Source organism: Pseudomonas sp. UC 17F4 (genome assembly GCF_900101695.1).
In the GTDB taxonomy this organism is placed as follows: domain Bacteria; phylum Pseudomonadota; class Gammaproteobacteria; order Pseudomonadales; family Pseudomonadaceae; genus Aquipseudomonas.
In genome coordinates, this window is record NZ_FNKV01000001.1 from 4,571,226 (window position 1) to 4,588,328 (window position 17,103).

Consider the following 17,103-nt stretch of genomic DNA (forward strand, 5'->3'; position numbering starts at 1 on the left):
ATGCTATCTGACCCTGCGCGGCAGCTCGATGCTGACCCGCAAGCCACCCAGCGGGCTCTCAAGCAGACGCATCTGCCCGCCCCAGGCTTCGACGATATCGCGCACGATGCCCAGGCCCAGGCCGTGGCCATCGACCTGCTCGTCAAGCCGGGTACCGCGCTCAAGCACTTGTTCACGAGCCGCCTGCGGAATACCGGGGCCGTCATCATCGATCCACAGGCAATAGCGTTGCGGCTGTTCTTCGATGCTCAACTGCACCTCGCTGTCGGCCCATTTGCAGGCATTGTCCAGCAGGTTACCCAGCAGTTCGAGCAGGTCTTCGCGGTCCCAGGGCAGGAGCAAACCGGGCGGCACCTGCTTGCTCAACTCCAGGCCTTCGCCATGGATCATGCCCAGGGTCGACAGCAGCCCGGGCAGCTCGGCATCGCAATCAAACTGCGCGCCCGGCAACGCATCGCCAGCCAGCCGCGCGCGATTGAGCTCACGGCTCAGGCGCTGCTGGATCTGCTCGAGCTGGTCGCGCAACTGGGCACGGACTTGCGGCAGGTCTTTGAGGCGTTCGCTGGAGGCCAGGCTGAGCAGCACCGCCAACGGTGTCTTCAGCGCATGCCCGAGGTTGCCCAAGGCATTGCGTGAACGACGCAGGCTGTCTTCGGTGTGGGCCAGCAAGTGGTTGATCTGTGCGACCAGGGGCTCAAGCTCGGTAGGCACCTGAGTATCGAGCTGCGAACGCTGGCCTTGCTGCAGTTGGGCGATCTGTTCGCGGGCGCGCTCCAGCGGCCGCAATGAGCGGGTCACGGTGATGCGTTGCAGTACCAGGATCAATAACAGTGCGACCAGGCCCAGCCCCAGGCCGATCTGCTGCATGCGCCTGAAGCCATCGCGCACCGGGGTATAGTCCTGGGCGACGCTGATGGAAATCGCCTGGCCCAGGCGCCGGTAATCGGCCCGCAGCACCAGCAGTTGCTGGCCTTCCGGCCCCAGCTCCAGGCCGGCGTGCAGCCCCGGGGTTTGCGGCGCCGGCATGTCCATGTCCCACAACGAACGCGAGCGCCAGTTGCCGCCGTCAAAATCGATGCGAAAGTAATAGCCGGAAAACGGCCGCTTATAGGCCGAGGAAATCCGCCGTTCATCCAGTTCAAGGCCGGTCTGGCCGCGTACCAGGGCCACCAGCAGGTTTTCGCTCTCCTTGCGCAGACCGGTCTCCAGGTAGCGCTGCAGGCCAGCCTCGAACAGCCACAGGCTGATCTGCGCCAGGGCCAGCCCGACCAGCACCAATACCGCAATCAGGCCAAGGCTCAGGCGTGCCTGAATCGACTTCACTCGCAGCTCCCGGCATAGCGATAACCCTGGCCACGGCGGGTTTCGATCACGCTACGGCCGAGCTTGCGGCGCAGGTGATTGACGTGCACTTCGAGAACGTTGGAATCGCGCTCGGTCTCACCGTCGTAGAGGTGTTCGGCGAGGTGGCTTTTCGACAGGATCTGTTGCGGGTGCAACATGAAGTAGCGCAACAGGCGAAACTCGGCAGCGGTGAGCTGGATGTCGACGCCGGCGCGGGTGACGCACTGGCGGCCTTCGTCCAGCTGCAGGCCGGCGGCTTCAAGGGTCGGCTGGTTGGCCAGGCCGCGGGCACGGCGTAGCAGCGACTGGATGCGCAGCTGCAGCTCTTCTGGATGAAACGGCTTGCTCAGGTAATCATCGGCACCGGCCTTGAGCCCCTCGATACGCTCGGCCCACGAGCCGCGCGCGGTGAGGATCAGCACCGGTGTCACCAGCCCCGATGCCCGCCACTGGGCCAGCACCTCAAGCCCCGGCAAGCCAGGCAAGCCGAGGTCGAGAATAATCAGGTCATAGGGTTCGCTGCTGCCCTGGTAGACCGCATCCCTGCCGTCGGCCAGCCAGTCGAGCGCATAGCCCTGGCGTTGCAGGCTCTGGGTCAGTTCATCCGCCAGCGGCACGTTGTCCTCGACCAGTAACAGGCGCATCAGTCATCTTCCTCGTCTTTGAGCAGCGCTCCATTGGTAGCGTCGAGCTTGATCTCGCGTACCACGCCTTCAGGGGTCAGCAATTCGACCTCGTACTCATACCTGTCGTGTTTCTCTTCCAGCTCCGCTTCCAGCAGTTTCGCCCCGGGGTAACGCCCCAGGGCGGACTGCAGCAGTTGCTCAAGCGGCAGGATCACGCCCTGCTGACGCAATTGCAGGGCTTCATCCTGATCGAGGTCGCGGGCCGAAGCCAGCGAGCAGAGGGCCAACAGCGCGATGAGAAGTGTCTGTGCTGTTCGCGATCGAACGGTCATTAGTTATCCCGGGCATCCTTGAGGATTTCACCGGTCTTGGCATCCATGTCGACATCCCACTCGACATTCTGAGCGTCACGCAGTTCGACCTTGTAGATGTAGCGGCCGTACTCGTCTTCCAGCTCGGAATCGGTGACGGTTGCGCCTGGGTGCTTGGCCACTGCGGCGGCCTTGAGTTCGTCCAGAGACTTGATGGTCTTGGCGTTGACCAGTTTTACGACCTCGTCAGGCTGTACATCTTTAGCCATTGCAACGTTGGCGCTCAGGGCAAGGGCAGCAGTGGCGAACAGGGCAGTCAAAGTTTTCATGGTGTCTCTCCGTTGAGATCAAAAATGTTTCTACGGGGCCTAGAGTACCCAACCGAACTTAATTGAAGCTGAAAACAACTGGCGACATGATAGCGCAGCCCTGCTCCACTTCCGGAGCGCTGTTCTTTATAATTACCGGCTCAAGACAGCGAGGCCCGTATGAGTGCAATCCATATCAAGTACCCGGCGCTGACGCTCAAGGCCGGCAATCGCGCCTTGCAGCGCATCCGCGAGCGTGGATTACAGGCTGCCGATGTGGGTGTGCTGCCGGGTGCAGCTGGGGGGCCCAAGGCCCTCGGCATACAAGGCCTGGACCTGGCGTTGTTCGGCCATTGGTTGCCCAGCGCACCTCGTGAGCGGGCGTTGATCGGCGCATCCATCGGCTCCTGGCGCTTTGCCAGCGCCTGCTTGCCCAACCCCGCCCAGGCCCTGCAGCGCCTGGGCCAGCTGTACACCGAACAGGACTTTGCCAAGGGCGTGACCCAGGCCGAAGTCAGCCGCAGCTGCGAGCGCATGCTCGATGAACTGCTCGAAAACCGCGACGCACAGATACTCGCAAGCCCGGGCTACCGCCTGAACATCATGGTGGTCAAAAGCCATGGCCTGCTTGCTGACGATCACCGCGGGCGCCTGGGCATGGGCCTGTCATCGGTCATCGCTGACAACCTGATTGGCCGTGCACGCCTGTCGCGGCACTTCGAGCGAATCATCTTGCACGACGCCCGCAGCGCTCCGCCATTGCAGCCACTGACGGACTTCCCCTCGCGCTGCCTGCCACTGGATGTTGCCAATTTGCGCCATGGCCTGCTGGCCTCGGGGTCGATCCCGATGGTCATGCAAGGCGTACGCGATATTCCGGGTGTCGGTCAGGGCACCTATCGAGATGGTGGCTTGCTGGACTATCACCTTGACCTGCCTTTTGCCGGCGATGACCTGGTGCTCTATCCGCACTTCACCGACAAGGTCATCCCCGGCTGGTTCGACAAGGCCCTGCCGTGGCGCCGTGGGGGTACCCAGCGCTTGCGCAATGTGCTGCTGCTTGCGCCTTCGCCGCAGTACCTGGCCAGCCTGCCCTACGGCAAGCTGCCGGATCGTAGCGATTTCAAGCGCTTCATGGGCGATGCGGGCAGCCGTCAGCGTTATTGGCACAAGGCAATGGCTGAAAGCCAGCGCCTGGGCGACGAGCTGCTCGAACTGATAGAAACCGGCAAGCTGCACACGCATCTGCAACCACTGAAGTGACCATGCTGGTAAACTGGCAGCCAGCATTGGTTTACAGAGTCAAGATATCGTGGAAATTTTCAAAGAGTTTACGTTCGAATCGGCCCACCGCCTGCCCCACGTGCCTGAAGGGCACAAGTGCGGTCGCCTGCATGGCCATTCGTTCAAGGTTGCCCTGCACCTGACCGGCCCGCTCGATCCACATACCGGCTGGATCCGCGACTTCTCCGAGATCAAGGCGATCTTCAAGCCGCTGTACGAACAACTGGACCATAACTACCTGAACGACATTCCAGGCCTGGAGAATCCGACCAGCGAAGTGATCGCCAAGTGGATCTGGGACCAGGTCAAGCCGCTGCTGCCAGAGCTGTCCAAGGTACGCATTCACGAGACCTGCACCAGTGGTTGCGAGTACTACGGCGACTGAGTCGGCGAAGGAAGCGAACAAACCACCCTGCGGGGTGGTTTTTTTTGGCTGGCATTTTATCCAGCTGGGCGCTGAAAAGACAAAACCCCTACCTGCATATGCAGATAGGGGTTTCGGAATTTAATCTTGACGATGACCTACTCTCACATGGGGAAACCCCACACTACCATCGGCGATGCATCGTTTCACTGCTGAGTTCGGGATGGGATCAGGTGGTTCCAATGCTCTATGGTCGTCAAGAAATTCTGTTGCCAGAAGGTCTTGTTCAGACACTCCAGCGAATCGGGTATGTGATGTTTGTGAGTTACAAATCTTCGGCTGTGCAGTCTTCACAACACCGCAATCTGGCTTTCGCTCAAATTGCTTGGGTGTTATATGGTCAAGCCTCACGGGCAATTAGTATTGGTTAGCTCAACGCCTCACAGCGCTTACACACCCAACCTATCAACGTCGTAGTCTTCGACGGCCCTTCAGGGAGCTCAAGGCTCCAGTGAGATCTCATCTTGAGGCAAGTTTCCCGCTTAGATGCTTTCAGCGGTTATCTCTTCCGAACATAGCTACCCGGCAATGCCACTGGCGTGACAACCGGAACACCAGAGGTTCGTCCACTCCGGTCCTCTCGTACTAGGAGCAGCCCCTCTCAAATCTCAAACGTCCACGGCAGATAGGGACCGAACTGTCTCACGACGTTCTAAACCCAGCTCGCGTACCACTTTAAATGGCGAACAGCCATACCCTTGGGACCGGCTTCAGCCCCAGGATGTGATGAGCCGACATCGAGGTGCCAAACACCGCCGTCGATATGAACTCTTGGGCGGTATCAGCCTGTTATCCCCGGAGTACCTTTTATCCGTTGAGCGATGGCCCTTCCATACAGAACCACCGGATCACTAAGACCTACTTTCGTACCTGCTCGACGTGTCTGTCTCGCAGTCAAGCGCGCTTTTGCCTTTATACTCTACGACCGATTTCCGACCGGTCTGAGCGCACCTTCGTACTCCTCCGTTACTCTTTAGGAGGAGACCGCCCCAGTCAAACTACCCACCATACACTGTCCTCGATCCGGATAACGGACCTGAGTTAGAACCTCAAAGTTGCCAGGGTGGTATTTCAAGGATGGCTCCACGCGAACTGGCGTCCACGCTTCAAAGCCTCCCACCTATCCTACACAAGCAAATTCAAAGTCCAGTGCAAAGCTATAGTAAAGGTTCACGGGGTCTTTCCGTCTAGCCGCGGATACACTGCATCTTCACAGCGATTTCAATTTCACTGAGTCTCGGGTGGAGACAGCGCCGCCATCGTTACGCCATTCGTGCAGGTCGGAACTTACCCGACAAGGAATTTCGCTACCTTAGGACCGTTATAGTTACGGCCGCCGTTTACCGGGGCTTCGATCAAGAGCTTCGCGTTAGCTAACCCCATCAATTAACCTTCCGGCACCGGGCAGGCGTCACACCCTATACGTCCACTTTCGTGTTTGCAGAGTGCTGTGTTTTTAATAAACAGTCGCAGCGGCCTGGTATCTTCGACCGGCATGGGCTTACGGAGCAAGTCCTTCACCCTCACCGGCGCACCTTCTCCCGAAGTTACGGTGCCATTTTGCCTAGTTCCTTCACCCGAGTTCTCTCAAGCGCCTTGGTATTCTCTACCCAACCACCTGTGTCGGTTTGGGGTACGGTTCCTGGTTATCTGAAGCTTAGAAGCTTTTCTTGGAAGCATGGCATCAACCACTTCGTCGCCTAATGGCAACTCGTCATCAGCTCTCGGCCTTAAGATCCCGGATTTACCTAAGATCTCAGCCTACCACCTTAAACTTGGACAACCAACGCCAAGCTGGCCTAGCCTTCTCCGTCCCTCCATCGCAATAACCAGAAGTACAGGAATATTAACCTGTTTTCCATCGACTACGCTTTTCAGCCTCGCCTTAGGGACCGACTAACCCTGCGTCGATTAACGTTGCGCAGGAAACCTTGGTCTTTCGGCGTGGGAGTTTTTCACTCCCATTGTCGTTACTCATGTCAGCATTCGCACTTCTGATACCTCCAGCAAGCTTCTCAACTCACCTTCACAGGCTTACAGAACGCTCCTCTACCGCATCACCTAAGTGATACCCGTAGCTTCGGTGTATGGTTTGAGCCCCGTTACATCTTCCGCGCAGGCCGACTCGACTAGTGAGCTATTACGCTTTCTTTAAAGGGTGGCTGCTTCTAAGCCAACCTCCTAGCTGTCTAAGCCTTCCCACATCGTTTCCCACTTAACCATAACTTTGGGACCTTAGCTGACGGTCTGGGTTGTTTCCCTTTTCACGACGGACGTTAGCACCCGCCGTGTGTCTCCCATGCTCGGCACTTGTAGGTATTCGGAGTTTGCATCGGTTTGGTAAGTCGGGATGACCCCCTAGCCGAAACAGTGCTCTACCCCCTACAGTGATACATGAGGCGCTACCTAAATAGCTTTCGAGGAGAACCAGCTATCTCCGAGCTTGATTAGCCTTTCACTCCGATCCACAGGTCATCCGCTAACTTTTCAACGGTAGTCGGTTCGGTCCTCCAGTCAGTGTTACCTAACCTTCAACCTGCCCATGGATAGATCGCCCGGTTTCGGGTCTATACCCAGCGACTAAACGCCCTATTAAGACTCGCTTTCGCTACGCCTCCCCTATTCGGTTAAGCTCGCCACTGAATATAAGTCGCTGACCCATTATACAAAAGGTACGCAGTCACCTAACAAGTAGGCTCCCACTGCTTGTACGCATACGGTTTCAGGATCTATTTCACTCCCCTCTCCGGGGTTCTTTTCGCCTTTCCCTCACGGTACTGGTTCACTATCGGTCAGTCAGTAGTATTTAGCCTTGGAGGATGGTCCCCCCATATTCAGACAAAGTTTCTCGTGCTCCGTCCTACTCGATTTCATGACTAAGAGATTTTCGCGTACAGGGCTATCACCCACTATGGCCGCACTTTCCAGAGCGTTCCGCTAATCTCAAAGCCACTTAAGGGCTAGTCCCCGTTCGCTCGCCACTACTAAGGGAATCTCGGTTGATTTCTTTTCCTCAGGGTACTTAGATGTTTCAGTTCCCCTGGTTCGCCTCTTGCACCTATGTATTCAGTACAAGATACTCAGCTTATGCTGAGTGGGTTCCCCCATTCAGAGATCTCCGGATCAAAGTCTGTTTGCCGACTCCCCGAAGCTTATCGCAGGCTACCACGTCTTTCATCGCCTCTGACTGCCAAGGCATCCACCGTATGCGCTTCTTCACTTGACCATATAACCCCAAGCAATCTGGTTATACTGTGAAGACAACATTCGCCGAAAACTTGTAATTACTCACAAATTTTACCTTAGCCTGAACACACACCAGTGAAAGTGCTGTCCAGTCTATCTTTCTATCACATACCCAAATTTTTAAAGAACGATTCTGAAAAAGTTCAGAAATCAATATTCGATACGAATATTCATTTCTAAGCTTTGACGTAAGGTGGTGGAGCCAAGCGGGATCGAACCGCTGACCTCCTGCGTGCAAGGCAGGCGCTCTCCCAGCTGAGCTATGGCCCCGTATTGCTACAGGCTGCACCACATGTAATTGGTGGGTCTGGGCAGATTCGAACTGCCGACCTCACCCTTATCAGGGGTGCGCTCTAACCAACTGAGCTACAGACCCAATCGTCTTCTTCAATGAATCAAGCAATTCGTGTGGGAGCTCATAAGACAGCTGATGTCTGTCGATTAAGGAGGTGATCCAGCCGCAGGTTCCCCTACGGCTACCTTGTTACGACTTCACCCCAGTCATGAATCACACCGTGGTAACCGTCCTCCCGAAGGTTAGACTAGCTACTTCTGGTGCAACCCACTCCCATGGTGTGACGGGCGGTGTGTACAAGGCCCGGGAACGTATTCACCGCGACATTCTGATTCGCGATTACTAGCGATTCCGACTTCACGCAGTCGAGTTGCAGACTGCGATCCGGACTACGATCGGTTTTGTGAGATTAGCTCCACCTCGCGGCTTGGCAACCCTCTGTACCGACCATTGTAGCACGTGTGTAGCCCAGGCCGTAAGGGCCATGATGACTTGACGTCATCCCCACCTTCCTCCGGTTTGTCACCGGCAGTCTCCTTAGAGTGCCCACCATAACGTGCTGGTAACTAAGGACAAGGGTTGCGCTCGTTACGGGACTTAACCCAACATCTCACGACACGAGCTGACGACAGCCATGCAGCACCTGTGTCAGAGTTCCCGAAGGCACCAATCCATCTCTGGAAAGTTCTCTGCATGTCAAGGCCTGGTAAGGTTCTTCGCGTTGCTTCGAATTAAACCACATGCTCCACCGCTTGTGCGGGCCCCCGTCAATTCATTTGAGTTTTAACCTTGCGGCCGTACTCCCCAGGCGGTCAACTTAATGCGTTAGCTGCGCCACTAAAATCTCAAGGATTCCAACGGCTAGTTGACATCGTTTACGGCGTGGACTACCAGGGTATCTAATCCTGTTTGCTCCCCACGCTTTCGCACCTCAGTGTCAGTATGAGCCCAGGTGGTCGCCTTCGCCACTGGTGTTCCTTCCTATATCTACGCATTTCACCGCTACACAGGAAATTCCACCACCCTCTGCCCTACTCTAGCTTGCCAGTTTTGGATGCAGTTCCCAGGTTGAGCCCGGGGATTTCACATCCAACTTAACAAACCACCTACGCGCGCTTTACGCCCAGTAATTCCGATTAACGCTTGCACCCTCTGTATTACCGCGGCTGCTGGCACAGAGTTAGCCGGTGCTTATTCTGTCGGTAACGTCAAAATACTCACGTATTAGGTAAGTACCCTTCCTCCCAACTTAAAGTGCTTTACAATCCGAAGACCTTCTTCACACACGCGGCATGGCTGGATCAGGCTTTCGCCCATTGTCCAATATTCCCCACTGCTGCCTCCCGTAGGAGTCTGGACCGTGTCTCAGTTCCAGTGTGACTGATCATCCTCTCAGACCAGTTACGGATCGTCGCCTTGGTGAGCCATTACCTCACCAACTAGCTAATCCGACCTAGGCTCATCTGATAGCGCAAGGCCCGAAGGTCCCCTGCTTTCTCCCGTAGGACGTATGCGGTATTAGCGTTCCTTTCGAAACGTTGTCCCCCACTACCAGGCAGATTCCTAGGTATTACTCACCCGTCCGCCGCTGAATCGAAGAGCAAGCTCTTCTCATCCGCTCGACTTGCATGTGTTAGGCCTGCCGCCAGCGTTCAATCTGAGCCATGATCAAACTCTTCAGTTCAATACTGCTTGGGTTTTGAGAAAACCCTAAACTTGGCTCAGCAATCTCAAATGACTTACTTTCAAATCTTTCGATTTTCGTGTAGCCACTTGTGATGCTGATAATCTTTTTGACTATCAGTCTGAACTCACAAGCACCCACACGAATTGCTTGATTCAGTTGTTAAAGAGCGGTTGGTTAAGAGCTTTTCGTCTCAACCGAGGCGCGCATTCTACGCTTTCCTCAGAGCCTGTCAAGCGTTTATTTTGAAGTTTTTCAGTTGCTTTCGATTAAAAAGCCTTTCAACTTCAACCACTTGACTCGCTGCGATCTCTCGTCAGCGGGAGGCGAATTCTACAGCGTTTCAAACCGCTGTCAACTGCCTTTTTCACCGCTGCCGATCTTTCGATCGAAGCCCCTCCGGATGACCCTGGAACCGCTAACTCTTTGAAACTCAAGGAGTTTTCAGTTCCGACTGCGCCGGAAGTGGGGCGAATTATAGAGAGATTAAATCGGACGTCAAGGGTTAATTCAGAAAACCCCGAACAAAAGAATAATGAGCAGTATATTGCTCATTTTTGGGCCTTTGCGCATCATAGTCTGCCCGCGCTAGTACCTATATAAGGAATGCCTTCCCGCAATGAATAGCCAACCCCGCAGCCTGGCCGCCACTCTCTTCCCTATTGGCTTGCTGCTGATCGCCATGGCCTCGATCCAGTCCGGGGCCTCGCTGGCCAAGAGCATGTTCCCGGTAGTGGGCGCACAAGGCACCACCACCCTGCGCCTGATCTTTGCCAGCATCATCATGTTGTTGCTGCTGCGCCCCTGGCGCGCCAGGCTCAGTGCCAGCACCCTGCGCACCGTGATCATCTACGGTATGGCCCTGGGCGGGATGAATTTCCTCTTCTATATGTCGCTGCGCACCGTGCCACTGGGCATTGCCGTCGCCTTGGAGTTTACCGGCCCGCTAGCCGTCGCCCTGTACGCGTCGCGACGGGTCGTGGATTTTCTCTGGATCGGCCTGGCGGTAATTGGTTTGCTGCTGTTGATTCCGATCGGCCAGACCAGCGCCGGCATCGACCTGGTTGGCGCAGGCTACGCACTGGGCGCCGGCGTGTGCTGGGCGCTGTACATTCTATATGGGCAAAAGGCCGGTGCCGAGAACGGCATCCAGACCGCCGCCCTGGGCGTGATGATTGCCGCGCTGTTCGTCGCCCCCATCGGCATAGCCCATGCCGGTAGCGCGCTGCTCACCCCATCACTGCTGCCTATCGCCCTGGGCGTTGCGATACTCTCCACGGCCCTGCCCTACAGCCTGGAAATGGTCGCCCTGACACGCATGCCCGCCCGGACCTTCGGCACCTTGATGAGTATCGAACCCGCGTTCGGCGCACTATCAGGCTTGCTGTTCCTGGGCGAAGTGCTGACCGTAGCGCAATGGCTGGCTATTGCCGCAATCATTACCGCCTCAGTTGGCGCCACCCTGTCACTGCGCAAGGAACGCCCGGCGCTGGTTGCCGCTGACTGATTTGAGAAATATTTGCATTTAAATAGACGCTGGTCATTGTGCCGGACTTCCACCATCTTTAAGCTGTCATATAACGTCAACCTTAAAGATATCTAATTGACAAGACAGGGACGCGAAGAGGCATCAGGGACGAAGCACGGGAAATTAGACACGGGCGGTAGACCCGGTACGCATTAAGGACAGGAATGAAACGAATTTTGCTCATCCTAGCCATTTTGGCCATCGCGGGGTGTGCGGCGACGGCGAGCACCGAAGTCAAACGAGGCAAGAAAGGCCTGCACATCAACTGCTCTGGCCTGTCTTCATCTTGGGACAAATGCTACGCCAAGGCCGAAGCCTCCTGCGGCAGCAAAGGCTATAAAGTCATTGCCCGTTCAGGTGACGGCGATGCCGAGCCCGGTGACTATCCTTTTGGCCTCAACCCTGCTGGCTACACCAGCCGCAGCATGATCGTCATCTGCAAGTAAGCTGATCAAAAAACAAGGGCAGCCCACAGGCTGCCCTTGCTGTCACTGCCGTCTAGATATCAGATCGATTCCGTACGAACCTGCAACCAACGCAACGCAGGCCCCTCCAACAATGGCGAAAGGCGCTTGCGTACCTCTGCGTGATAGCCATTGAGCCAGTCACGCTCCTCACTACTCAATCGCTCCGTCAGCAGGCAGCGGGTATCGATCGGACACAGCGTCAGGGTTTCAAACTCGAGAAAGTCGCCAAACACGCTTTTGCCCGCCTCACGGTTGAACACCAGGTTCTCGATACGCACGCCCCACTCGCCGGGACGATAGGTACCGGGCTCGATCGAGGTGATCATTCCCGCCTGCATGGCGGTCTGTGGCGCGGCGGCGGCCTGATAGGCAATCACCTGCGGCCCTTCATGCACATTCATGAAGTAGCCGACACCATGCCCTGTGCCATGACCGTAGTCGACCTGCTCCGCCCAGATGGGCGCACGGGCTATGGCATCGAGCAGTGGCGACAGGATGCCGCGAGGGAAACGCGCGCGGGACAATGCAATGACACCTTTGAGTACCCGGGTGCAGTCCTGTTTTTGTTCAACAGAGGGGTTGCCTATCGGCACCATCCGGGTGATGTCGGTAGTCCCGCCCAGGTACTGTCCGCCGGAATCGATCAGCAACAGACCATCGCCTTCAATGCGCGCGTGGGATTCGTCGGTTGCCCGGTAATGCGGCATGGCGCCATTGGCATTGAAGGCGGCGATGGTCGAGAAGCTCAGCGAGACGAACCCCGGGCGACGTGCACGCGAAGCACTGAGCTGTTCATCCACGCTTAGCTCGGTGATCGGCTCGCCGCGCCCCTGGGCCGCCTCGAACCAGGCGAAGAATTCGCACAGCGCCGCGCCATCTTGCTCCATGGCCTTGCGGATATGTGCAAGGTCGGCTGCGCTTTTCTGCGACTTGGCCAGCGTGGTCGGGTTCAACCCTTCTACCAGGCGAACGCCATTGGCGGCATTGGCCAACAGGCCACTGGTAACTCGCGCCGGGTCGATCAGCAGGCTGGCGCCAGCGGGAATCGCGGCCAGTGCCGAGGCAACCTCGGCATAGTCGCGCAAACTGATGCCGTCGACTTCCAGCACATGACGCAAATGTTCGTCGACCTTGTTCAGGGCGACGAACAGGGTGGCCTGACCTTGGCTGATCAGGGCAAAGGAGACGAACACCGGATTGTAGGAAACGTCACTTCCGCGCAGGTTGAACAGCCAGGCGATGTCGTCCAGAGTGGCGATGAAGTGCCAGTCGGCGCCACGCTCGCCCATGGCCTGACGCAGGTTGGCCAGCTTTTCGGCACGACTGACCGTGGCTTCGGGCGGCAGGTGCTGGTACACCGGGTTTTCCGGCAGCGCCGGGCGGTCAGCCCAGATTTGCCCGAGCAGATCCCTATCACTTAACAAACGCACGTTGCGCGCCTTGAGCCGCTCGCCCAGCTGGCGTGCAGATGCCAGGGCCATGACCGCGCCGTCGACCGCAACCACGCCGCCTTCAGGGGCCTGCTCGGCCAGCCAGTCCAGCGGACCGGGCTTGCCTGGCAGCAACTTCACCAGTTCGATGGTAGTGCCCGCCAGTTCCTTTTCTGCCTGTTCCCAATAGCGGCTGTCCGCCCACAGGCCGGCGAAGTCGGCGCTGACGATCAAGGTGCCGACCGAGCCATGGAACCCGGACAACCATTGCCTGGCCTGCCAATAACCGGGCAGGTATTCGGAAAGGTGCGGGTCGGCCGAAGGCACCAACAGGGCATCGACGCCTTCGCGCTGCATCACTTCACGAATACGTTCCAGGCGCGTATTCACCGCTTCCTGCGTTGAAGACTGAGTGTTCATGCTGACTCCTGCTACCACGGCATCCATTGTTATAGGCGCTGATAATGGAACAGGCTTCAGCCCTGGGCAACCGCCCAGAAGGGTTGTGATTGTAACGAGGCCTTGATCGCGCGGATTGCCTGGTCGATGTCTTCTGCCCGGGTGTAGCGGCCCAGGCTCAGGCGAAGGGTCTGGCGCGCGGCTTGCGGCTCGAGCCCCAGCGCAAGAAGCACGTGGGACGCTGCATTGCTCGCCGAATTGCAGGCTGAGGTCGAAGAAAATGCCAAGGTCTGGGCCAACGTCGAAAAATCGGGAACGTCACCGCCGAAGGTAAGACTCAGGGTATGCGCGATGCGTTGCCCGGCACTGCCGTTGAGCTTCACTCCGGGCACGCTCAGCAACTGATCGAGCAAGCGCTGCTGCAGATGAGCGATGCGCCGGGTTTCGTCTTCAAGCAGCGCCTGGGCCACGGCAAACGCCTCGCCCATGCCGACGATCTGGTGCGTTGCCAGCGTCCCGGAGCGCAGCCCGCCTTCGTGCCCGCCGCCGTGGATCTGCGCTTGCAGCAAGGGCCTGGCGTGCTCTCCTACATACAAGGCGCCAATGCCTTTGGGCCCATAGACCTTGTGCGCGGAAAAGGACATCAAGTCGACCGGCCAGCGGGCCAGGTCGATCGACAGCTTGCCCGCCCCTTGCGCCGCGTCCACATGCAGCAAGGCGCCATGCTGGCGTACAACCTCGGCCAGCGCCGGGATATCGTTGACGGTCCCCAGCTCGTTATTCACCAGCATCAGTGAAACCAGGAAGGTATCTTCGCGCAGGGCTGCGCGCAGCGCTTCGGTTGTGATCAGGCCCTGGGCGTCGGGCGCGAGCAAGGTCAGCTCGAATCCGTTTTGCTCAAGCTGGCGAACGGTATCGAGCACCGCCTTGTGTTCGATCTGGCTGGTAATGATGTGACCACCCTGGCGCCCCTGGGCGAGGCCCTTGAGCGCCAGGTTGTTCGATTCGGTCGCCCCCGAGGTCCAGACGATCTGCCCGGCCTGCGCACCCACCAGCCCGGCAACCTGGGCACGGGCATTCTCCACGGCCGTGCGCGCGTTCTGCCCGTAGCAATGGGAGCTGGAGGCCGGATTGCCAAAATTGCCCGAGGCGCCCAGACAGCTGACCATGGCCTGGATGACTCGCTCGTCGACCGGTGTCGTGGCGGCGTAGTCGAAATACAGCGGAAGATCGTTCATGACAGCAGGCTCTCTGGTTGTCGTCGCCATGCAAAGCAGACGTTGCCTAAATCCGTGTAGGGAAAGTGCAACGCCATAGTGCACCAGCCACCAATAGAACTATAAATTATCAATTTTCATATTTATATAACCTAAAAACCATCCTTCAGTCACTCACCCTGAACTTCTACCACTCATGGACTTCACATTCAGTACAGCCCGGCAACGGAGGATCTGCCCATGCTCCGATCGACAGACCGCAAGCAAGGCGTGGTGCTGCTGGATACCCGTCAAAGTACACCCGAACACGAACACAGTGTGCACCTCAAGCTCGCCGAACGGCTCGCGCAGTTGTTCCACACCGAGGTGGTCAGCCCTGCCCAGCCGCCGACGGCAAAACAGAACTTCTACTACCTGCCCACTGAAACCCTGATCGGTGCCGAACGCTATCGGGCAATGGGCATTGGCGCACCGACCGATCTGTTTGGCGGCCTGGTCAGCCAGCCGTTTATGGCCACCAAGGCGATTTCCCACCCGATTGCGGCCGATGCGCGTTTTCCGCTGGGCTGGAGCAATGATTTCGCCCGTCTGGCCCAGGATGCGCTGCTTCGTGGCTACAGCGTCTTTAGCCTCGACGATGCCCTGCGCGCCGCACAATTGCTGTTGCGCGAGGGGCCCCTGCGCCTCAAGCCGGTACGCGCCACCGCAGGCCGCGGGCAATCCGTGATCGACGACATGAAAGGCCTGGAACAGGCACTGGGCGCCATGGATGAACAGGAAATAGCCCTCTGGGGCCTGACCCTGGAGGAGAACCTCAGCCAGGTGCAGACCTTCAGCGTCGGCCAGGCCCTGGTCGCCGGCATCCTCTGCAGCTACTACGGCACCCAACAGTTGACCCGCGACCATCAGGGCGAGGAGATCTACGGCGGGTCGGACCTGGTGCTGGTGCGCGGTGACTACGACGACCTGCTGCAACTGCAACTGGAAGATCACCTGCGCCTGGCCATTACCCAGGCCAGGACCTACGAACAGGCCGCGCTGCAGAGCTTCCCTGGGTTTATTGCCTCACGGCGCAACTATGACGTGGCACGCGGCCTTAACAGCCAGGGCAAGCTGCGCAGCGGCGTGCTCGAACAATCCTGGCGCATCGGTGGTGCCAGCAGTGCCGAGGTACTGGCGCTGCAGGCGTTTGCCGCTGACCCGGCGCTGATGCGCGTGCGCGCCTCCACCCATGAAGCCTTCGACGCGCCTGAGCTGCCCGCCGATGCGACGATTTTCTATCAGGGGGACGACAGTGAACTCGGACGAGTCTGCAAATACGCACGGATCCGCGACTATGACCATCCATAGCGAAGCGATCGAGATTCCGGTCGATGGCGAGAGCATCGCCGGAACCATCGTCAGCCCCAGTGCCAAGGTGCCCGCCATCCTCTTTGTGCACGGCTGGGGTGGCAGCCAGCAACGCGACCTGGCCAGGGCCAAGCAGATCACCGGCCTTGGCTGCGTGTGCATGACTTTCGACCTGCGTGGCCACGAGAAGACCGAAAGCCAGCGCCTGAGCGTTACCCGCGAGCAGAACCTCGCTGACCTGGTTGGCGCCTACGATCGGCTGGTCAGTCATCCGGCAGTCGACAGCAGCGCCATCGCCCTGATCGGCAGCAGCTACGGCGGCTACCTGGCGACCTTGCTTACAGCCTTGCGCCCGGTCAAATGGCTGGCATTACGGGTGCCGGCGCTGTACTGGGATGAGGAATGGAAGCTGCCCAAACAAGCCCTCGACCGCCAGCGTCTGAGCGACTACCGTCAGCGCCCGCTCGCGCCGGCAGACAACCGTGCACTGGGCGCCTGCGCCGAGTTTGCCGGCGATGTGCTGCTGGTGGAGTCGGAACAGGACGACTTCGTGCCACACAGCACCTTGATGAGTTACCGCTCAGCCTTCGTCAGTGCCCATTCGCTGACCCACCGGATCGTCGACGGCGCGGACCACGCGCTGTCCAGCGACCGCAGCCAGAAGGCCTACAGCTCTATTCTCAGTGCCTGGATCAGCGAAATGGTCATTGGCGCGCGACTTGACCGCTACCCGCATCATTCACCCTGGTACTCCTGAGTCCATAGGCAGTTGGCAGTGCAGCCCGTGCTCGGCTGTACGCGCCAGGCTGCTGAGGGTCTGGAAGGCATTGAAGTTCACGCTTCTGGCCTGGTGCTGGCGAATCAGTTGCAGGAACGGCTCCTGCTCGAAACTGCTGACAGCAGCCTCCCAGGCAGTACGCGACCGCCACTGCAGGTATTGCAATACCCGGCTGCCATCATCGCTGGCCTGGATACTGGCAGCGACCAGGCCGTTGTGCTGCACGGCAAGGTACTCGCTGCGCAGCACCAGCGCCTGGGCCAGCGCGTGTTGACGATCCGGCGCCACCTCGAACTCGATCATCTGGGTAAAACACAGGCTATTGTCTGAAACCAGCATGAAGCTACTCCCTCTGCCTTTGCACTTGCGGTGCGATGGCAGGCAGGGTAAAACCTCGAGTTAACTAGAGGTC

The 17,103-nt window shown here is 58.2% G+C and carries 13 protein-coding genes, 2 tRNA genes and 3 rRNA genes; 6 read left to right on the forward strand and 12 right to left on the reverse strand.

Annotation, left to right across the window (positions count from 1 at the left end):
- Positions 1 to 3: 3 nt before the first annotated feature.
- The 4 genes from BLR26_RS20785 to BLR26_RS20800 are packed head-to-tail and all read right to left on the reverse strand — an operon-like array spanning position 4 to position 2,610.
- Positions 4 to 1,323: a sensor histidine kinase gene (locus BLR26_RS20785; RefSeq protein ID WP_093385059.1), complete on the reverse strand. Its 1,320-nt coding sequence runs from the start codon at positions 1,321 to 1,323 to the stop codon at positions 4 to 6.
- On the reverse strand, positions 1,320 to 1,988 hold the full coding sequence (locus BLR26_RS20790; protein WP_045201340.1) for a response regulator transcription factor: 669 nt from the start codon (positions 1,986 to 1,988) through the stop codon (positions 1,320 to 1,322). Before BLR26_RS20790 ends, BLR26_RS20785 begins: the two co-directional genes overlap by 4 nt.
- A complete protein-coding gene (locus BLR26_RS20795) occupies positions 1,988 to 2,302 on the reverse strand; it encodes a PepSY domain-containing protein (RefSeq protein WP_093385064.1) in 315 nt (104 codons plus the stop codon). Before BLR26_RS20795 ends, BLR26_RS20790 begins: the two co-directional genes overlap by 1 nt.
- Positions 2,302 to 2,610, reverse strand: coding sequence for a PepSY domain-containing protein (locus tag BLR26_RS20800; protein ID WP_093385069.1), 309 nt, complete (start codon positions 2,608 to 2,610; stop codon positions 2,302 to 2,304). The genes BLR26_RS20795 and BLR26_RS20800 overlap by 1 nt, the downstream gene beginning before the upstream one ends.
- Positions 2,611 to 2,769: 159 nt before the next feature.
- Between BLR26_RS20800 and BLR26_RS20805 the strand changes: the two genes are divergently transcribed.
- Together BLR26_RS20805 and queD are read left to right on the forward strand one after the other, a co-directional pair.
- Complete coding sequence (locus BLR26_RS20805) at positions 2,770 to 3,852, forward strand: patatin-like phospholipase domain-containing protein (protein WP_093385074.1); 1,083 nt, start codon at positions 2,770 to 2,772, stop codon at positions 3,850 to 3,852.
- Positions 3,853 to 3,901: 49 nt separating this feature from the next.
- Positions 3,902 to 4,258: a 6-carboxytetrahydropterin synthase QueD gene (queD, locus tag BLR26_RS20810; RefSeq protein ID WP_010226613.1), complete on the forward strand. Its 357-nt coding sequence runs from the start codon at positions 3,902 to 3,904 to the stop codon at positions 4,256 to 4,258.
- Between the two features lie 124 nt (positions 4,259 to 4,382).
- Here the strand turns inward: queD and rrf are convergent.
- The 5 genes from rrf to BLR26_RS20835 form a co-directional block, all read right to left on the reverse strand.
- Positions 4,383 to 4,498, reverse strand: a 5S ribosomal RNA gene (rrf, locus tag BLR26_RS20815).
- Between the two features lie 135 nt (positions 4,499 to 4,633).
- Positions 4,634 to 7,523, reverse strand: a 23S ribosomal RNA gene (locus BLR26_RS20820).
- A gap of 214 nt (positions 7,524 to 7,737) precedes the next feature.
- Positions 7,738 to 7,813: transfer RNA gene (locus BLR26_RS20825), tRNA-Ala, on the reverse strand.
- A 29-nt stretch (positions 7,814 to 7,842) separates the two neighbouring features.
- Positions 7,843 to 7,919, reverse strand: a tRNA-Ile gene (locus BLR26_RS20830).
- A 66-nt stretch (positions 7,920 to 7,985) separates the two neighbouring features.
- Positions 7,986 to 9,522: ribosomal RNA gene (locus BLR26_RS20835) — 16S ribosomal RNA — on the reverse strand.
- Together the 16S, 23S and 5S rRNA genes with 2 tRNA genes alongside form the textbook arrangement of a ribosomal RNA operon.
- Positions 9,523 to 10,141: 619 nt before the next feature.
- Here BLR26_RS20835 and rhtA point away from each other — a divergent pair.
- Positions 10,142 to 11,029, forward strand: coding sequence for a threonine/homoserine exporter RhtA (gene rhtA, locus BLR26_RS20845; protein WP_045202035.1), 888 nt, complete (start codon positions 10,142 to 10,144; stop codon positions 11,027 to 11,029).
- Between the two features lie 185 nt (positions 11,030 to 11,214).
- A complete protein-coding gene (locus BLR26_RS20850; RefSeq protein WP_045202036.1) occupies positions 11,215 to 11,496 on the forward strand; it encodes a hypothetical protein in 282 nt (93 codons plus the stop codon).
- Positions 11,497 to 11,555: 59 nt separating this feature from the next.
- Here the strand turns inward: BLR26_RS20850 and BLR26_RS20855 are convergent, their stop codons facing one another.
- Both BLR26_RS20855 and BLR26_RS20860 read right to left on the reverse strand, forming a co-directional pair.
- Complete coding sequence (locus BLR26_RS20855) at positions 11,556 to 13,367, reverse strand: aminopeptidase P family protein (RefSeq protein WP_093385079.1); 1,812 nt, start codon at positions 13,365 to 13,367, stop codon at positions 11,556 to 11,558.
- Positions 13,368 to 13,423: 56 nt separating this feature from the next.
- Complete coding sequence (locus BLR26_RS20860; RefSeq protein WP_093385084.1) at positions 13,424 to 14,584, reverse strand: cysteine desulfurase family protein; 1,161 nt, start codon at positions 14,582 to 14,584, stop codon at positions 13,424 to 13,426.
- Positions 14,585 to 14,803: 219 nt separating this feature from the next.
- On the opposite strand from BLR26_RS20860, the gene BLR26_RS20865 reads away from it, so the two are divergent.
- On the forward strand, positions 14,804 to 15,913 hold the full coding sequence (locus tag BLR26_RS20865; RefSeq protein ID WP_093385089.1) for a DUF3182 family protein: 1,110 nt from the start codon (positions 14,804 to 14,806) through the stop codon (positions 15,911 to 15,913).
- Entirely contained in the window at positions 15,900 to 16,670 is a 771-nt protein-coding gene (locus BLR26_RS20870; RefSeq protein ID WP_045202044.1) for an alpha/beta hydrolase family protein, read from the forward strand. Before BLR26_RS20865 ends, BLR26_RS20870 begins: the two co-directional genes overlap by 14 nt.
- On the opposite strand, the gene BLR26_RS20875 is transcribed toward BLR26_RS20870, so the two are convergent.
- On the reverse strand, positions 16,653 to 17,030 hold the full coding sequence (locus BLR26_RS20875; protein WP_093385094.1) for an antibiotic biosynthesis monooxygenase: 378 nt from the start codon (positions 17,028 to 17,030) through the stop codon (positions 16,653 to 16,655). The two genes, BLR26_RS20870 and BLR26_RS20875, sit on opposite strands and share 18 nt — an antisense overlap.
- Positions 17,031 to 17,103: the final 73 nt, after the last annotated feature.

Excerpts from the sequence above, each read along its gene's own strand:
- BLR26_RS20855 (WP_093385079.1), bottom strand. The coding sequence starts at position 13,367 with ATGAACACTCAGTCTTCAACGCAGGAAGCGGTGAATACGCGCCTGGAA.
- BLR26_RS20795 (WP_093385064.1), bottom strand. The coding sequence starts at position 2,302 with ATGACCGTTCGATCGCGAACAGCACAGACACTTCTCATCGCGCTGTTG.
- BLR26_RS20805 (WP_093385074.1), top strand. The coding sequence starts at position 2,770 with ATGAGTGCAATCCATATCAAGTACCCGGCGCTGACGCTCAAGGCCGGC.
- BLR26_RS20800 (WP_093385069.1), bottom strand. The coding sequence starts at position 2,610 with ATGAAAACTTTGACTGCCCTGTTCGCCACTGCTGCCCTTGCCCTGAGC.
- BLR26_RS20875 (WP_093385094.1), bottom strand. The coding sequence starts at position 17,030 with ATGCTGGTTTCAGACAATAGCCTGTGTTTTACCCAGATGATCGAGTTC.
- BLR26_RS20790 (WP_045201340.1), bottom strand. The coding sequence starts at position 1,988 with ATGCGCCTGTTACTGGTCGAGGACAACGTGCCGCTGGCGGATGAACTG.
- BLR26_RS20870 (WP_045202044.1), top strand. The coding sequence starts at position 15,900 with ATGACCATCCATAGCGAAGCGATCGAGATTCCGGTCGATGGCGAGAGC.
- BLR26_RS20850 (WP_045202036.1), top strand. The coding sequence starts at position 11,215 with ATGAAACGAATTTTGCTCATCCTAGCCATTTTGGCCATCGCGGGGTGT.
- BLR26_RS20860 (WP_093385084.1), bottom strand. The coding sequence starts at position 14,584 with ATGAACGATCTTCCGCTGTATTTCGACTACGCCGCCACGACACCGGTC.
- BLR26_RS20865 (WP_093385089.1), top strand. The coding sequence starts at position 14,804 with ATGCTCCGATCGACAGACCGCAAGCAAGGCGTGGTGCTGCTGGATACC.
- rhtA (WP_045202035.1), top strand. The coding sequence starts at position 10,142 with ATGAATAGCCAACCCCGCAGCCTGGCCGCCACTCTCTTCCCTATTGGC.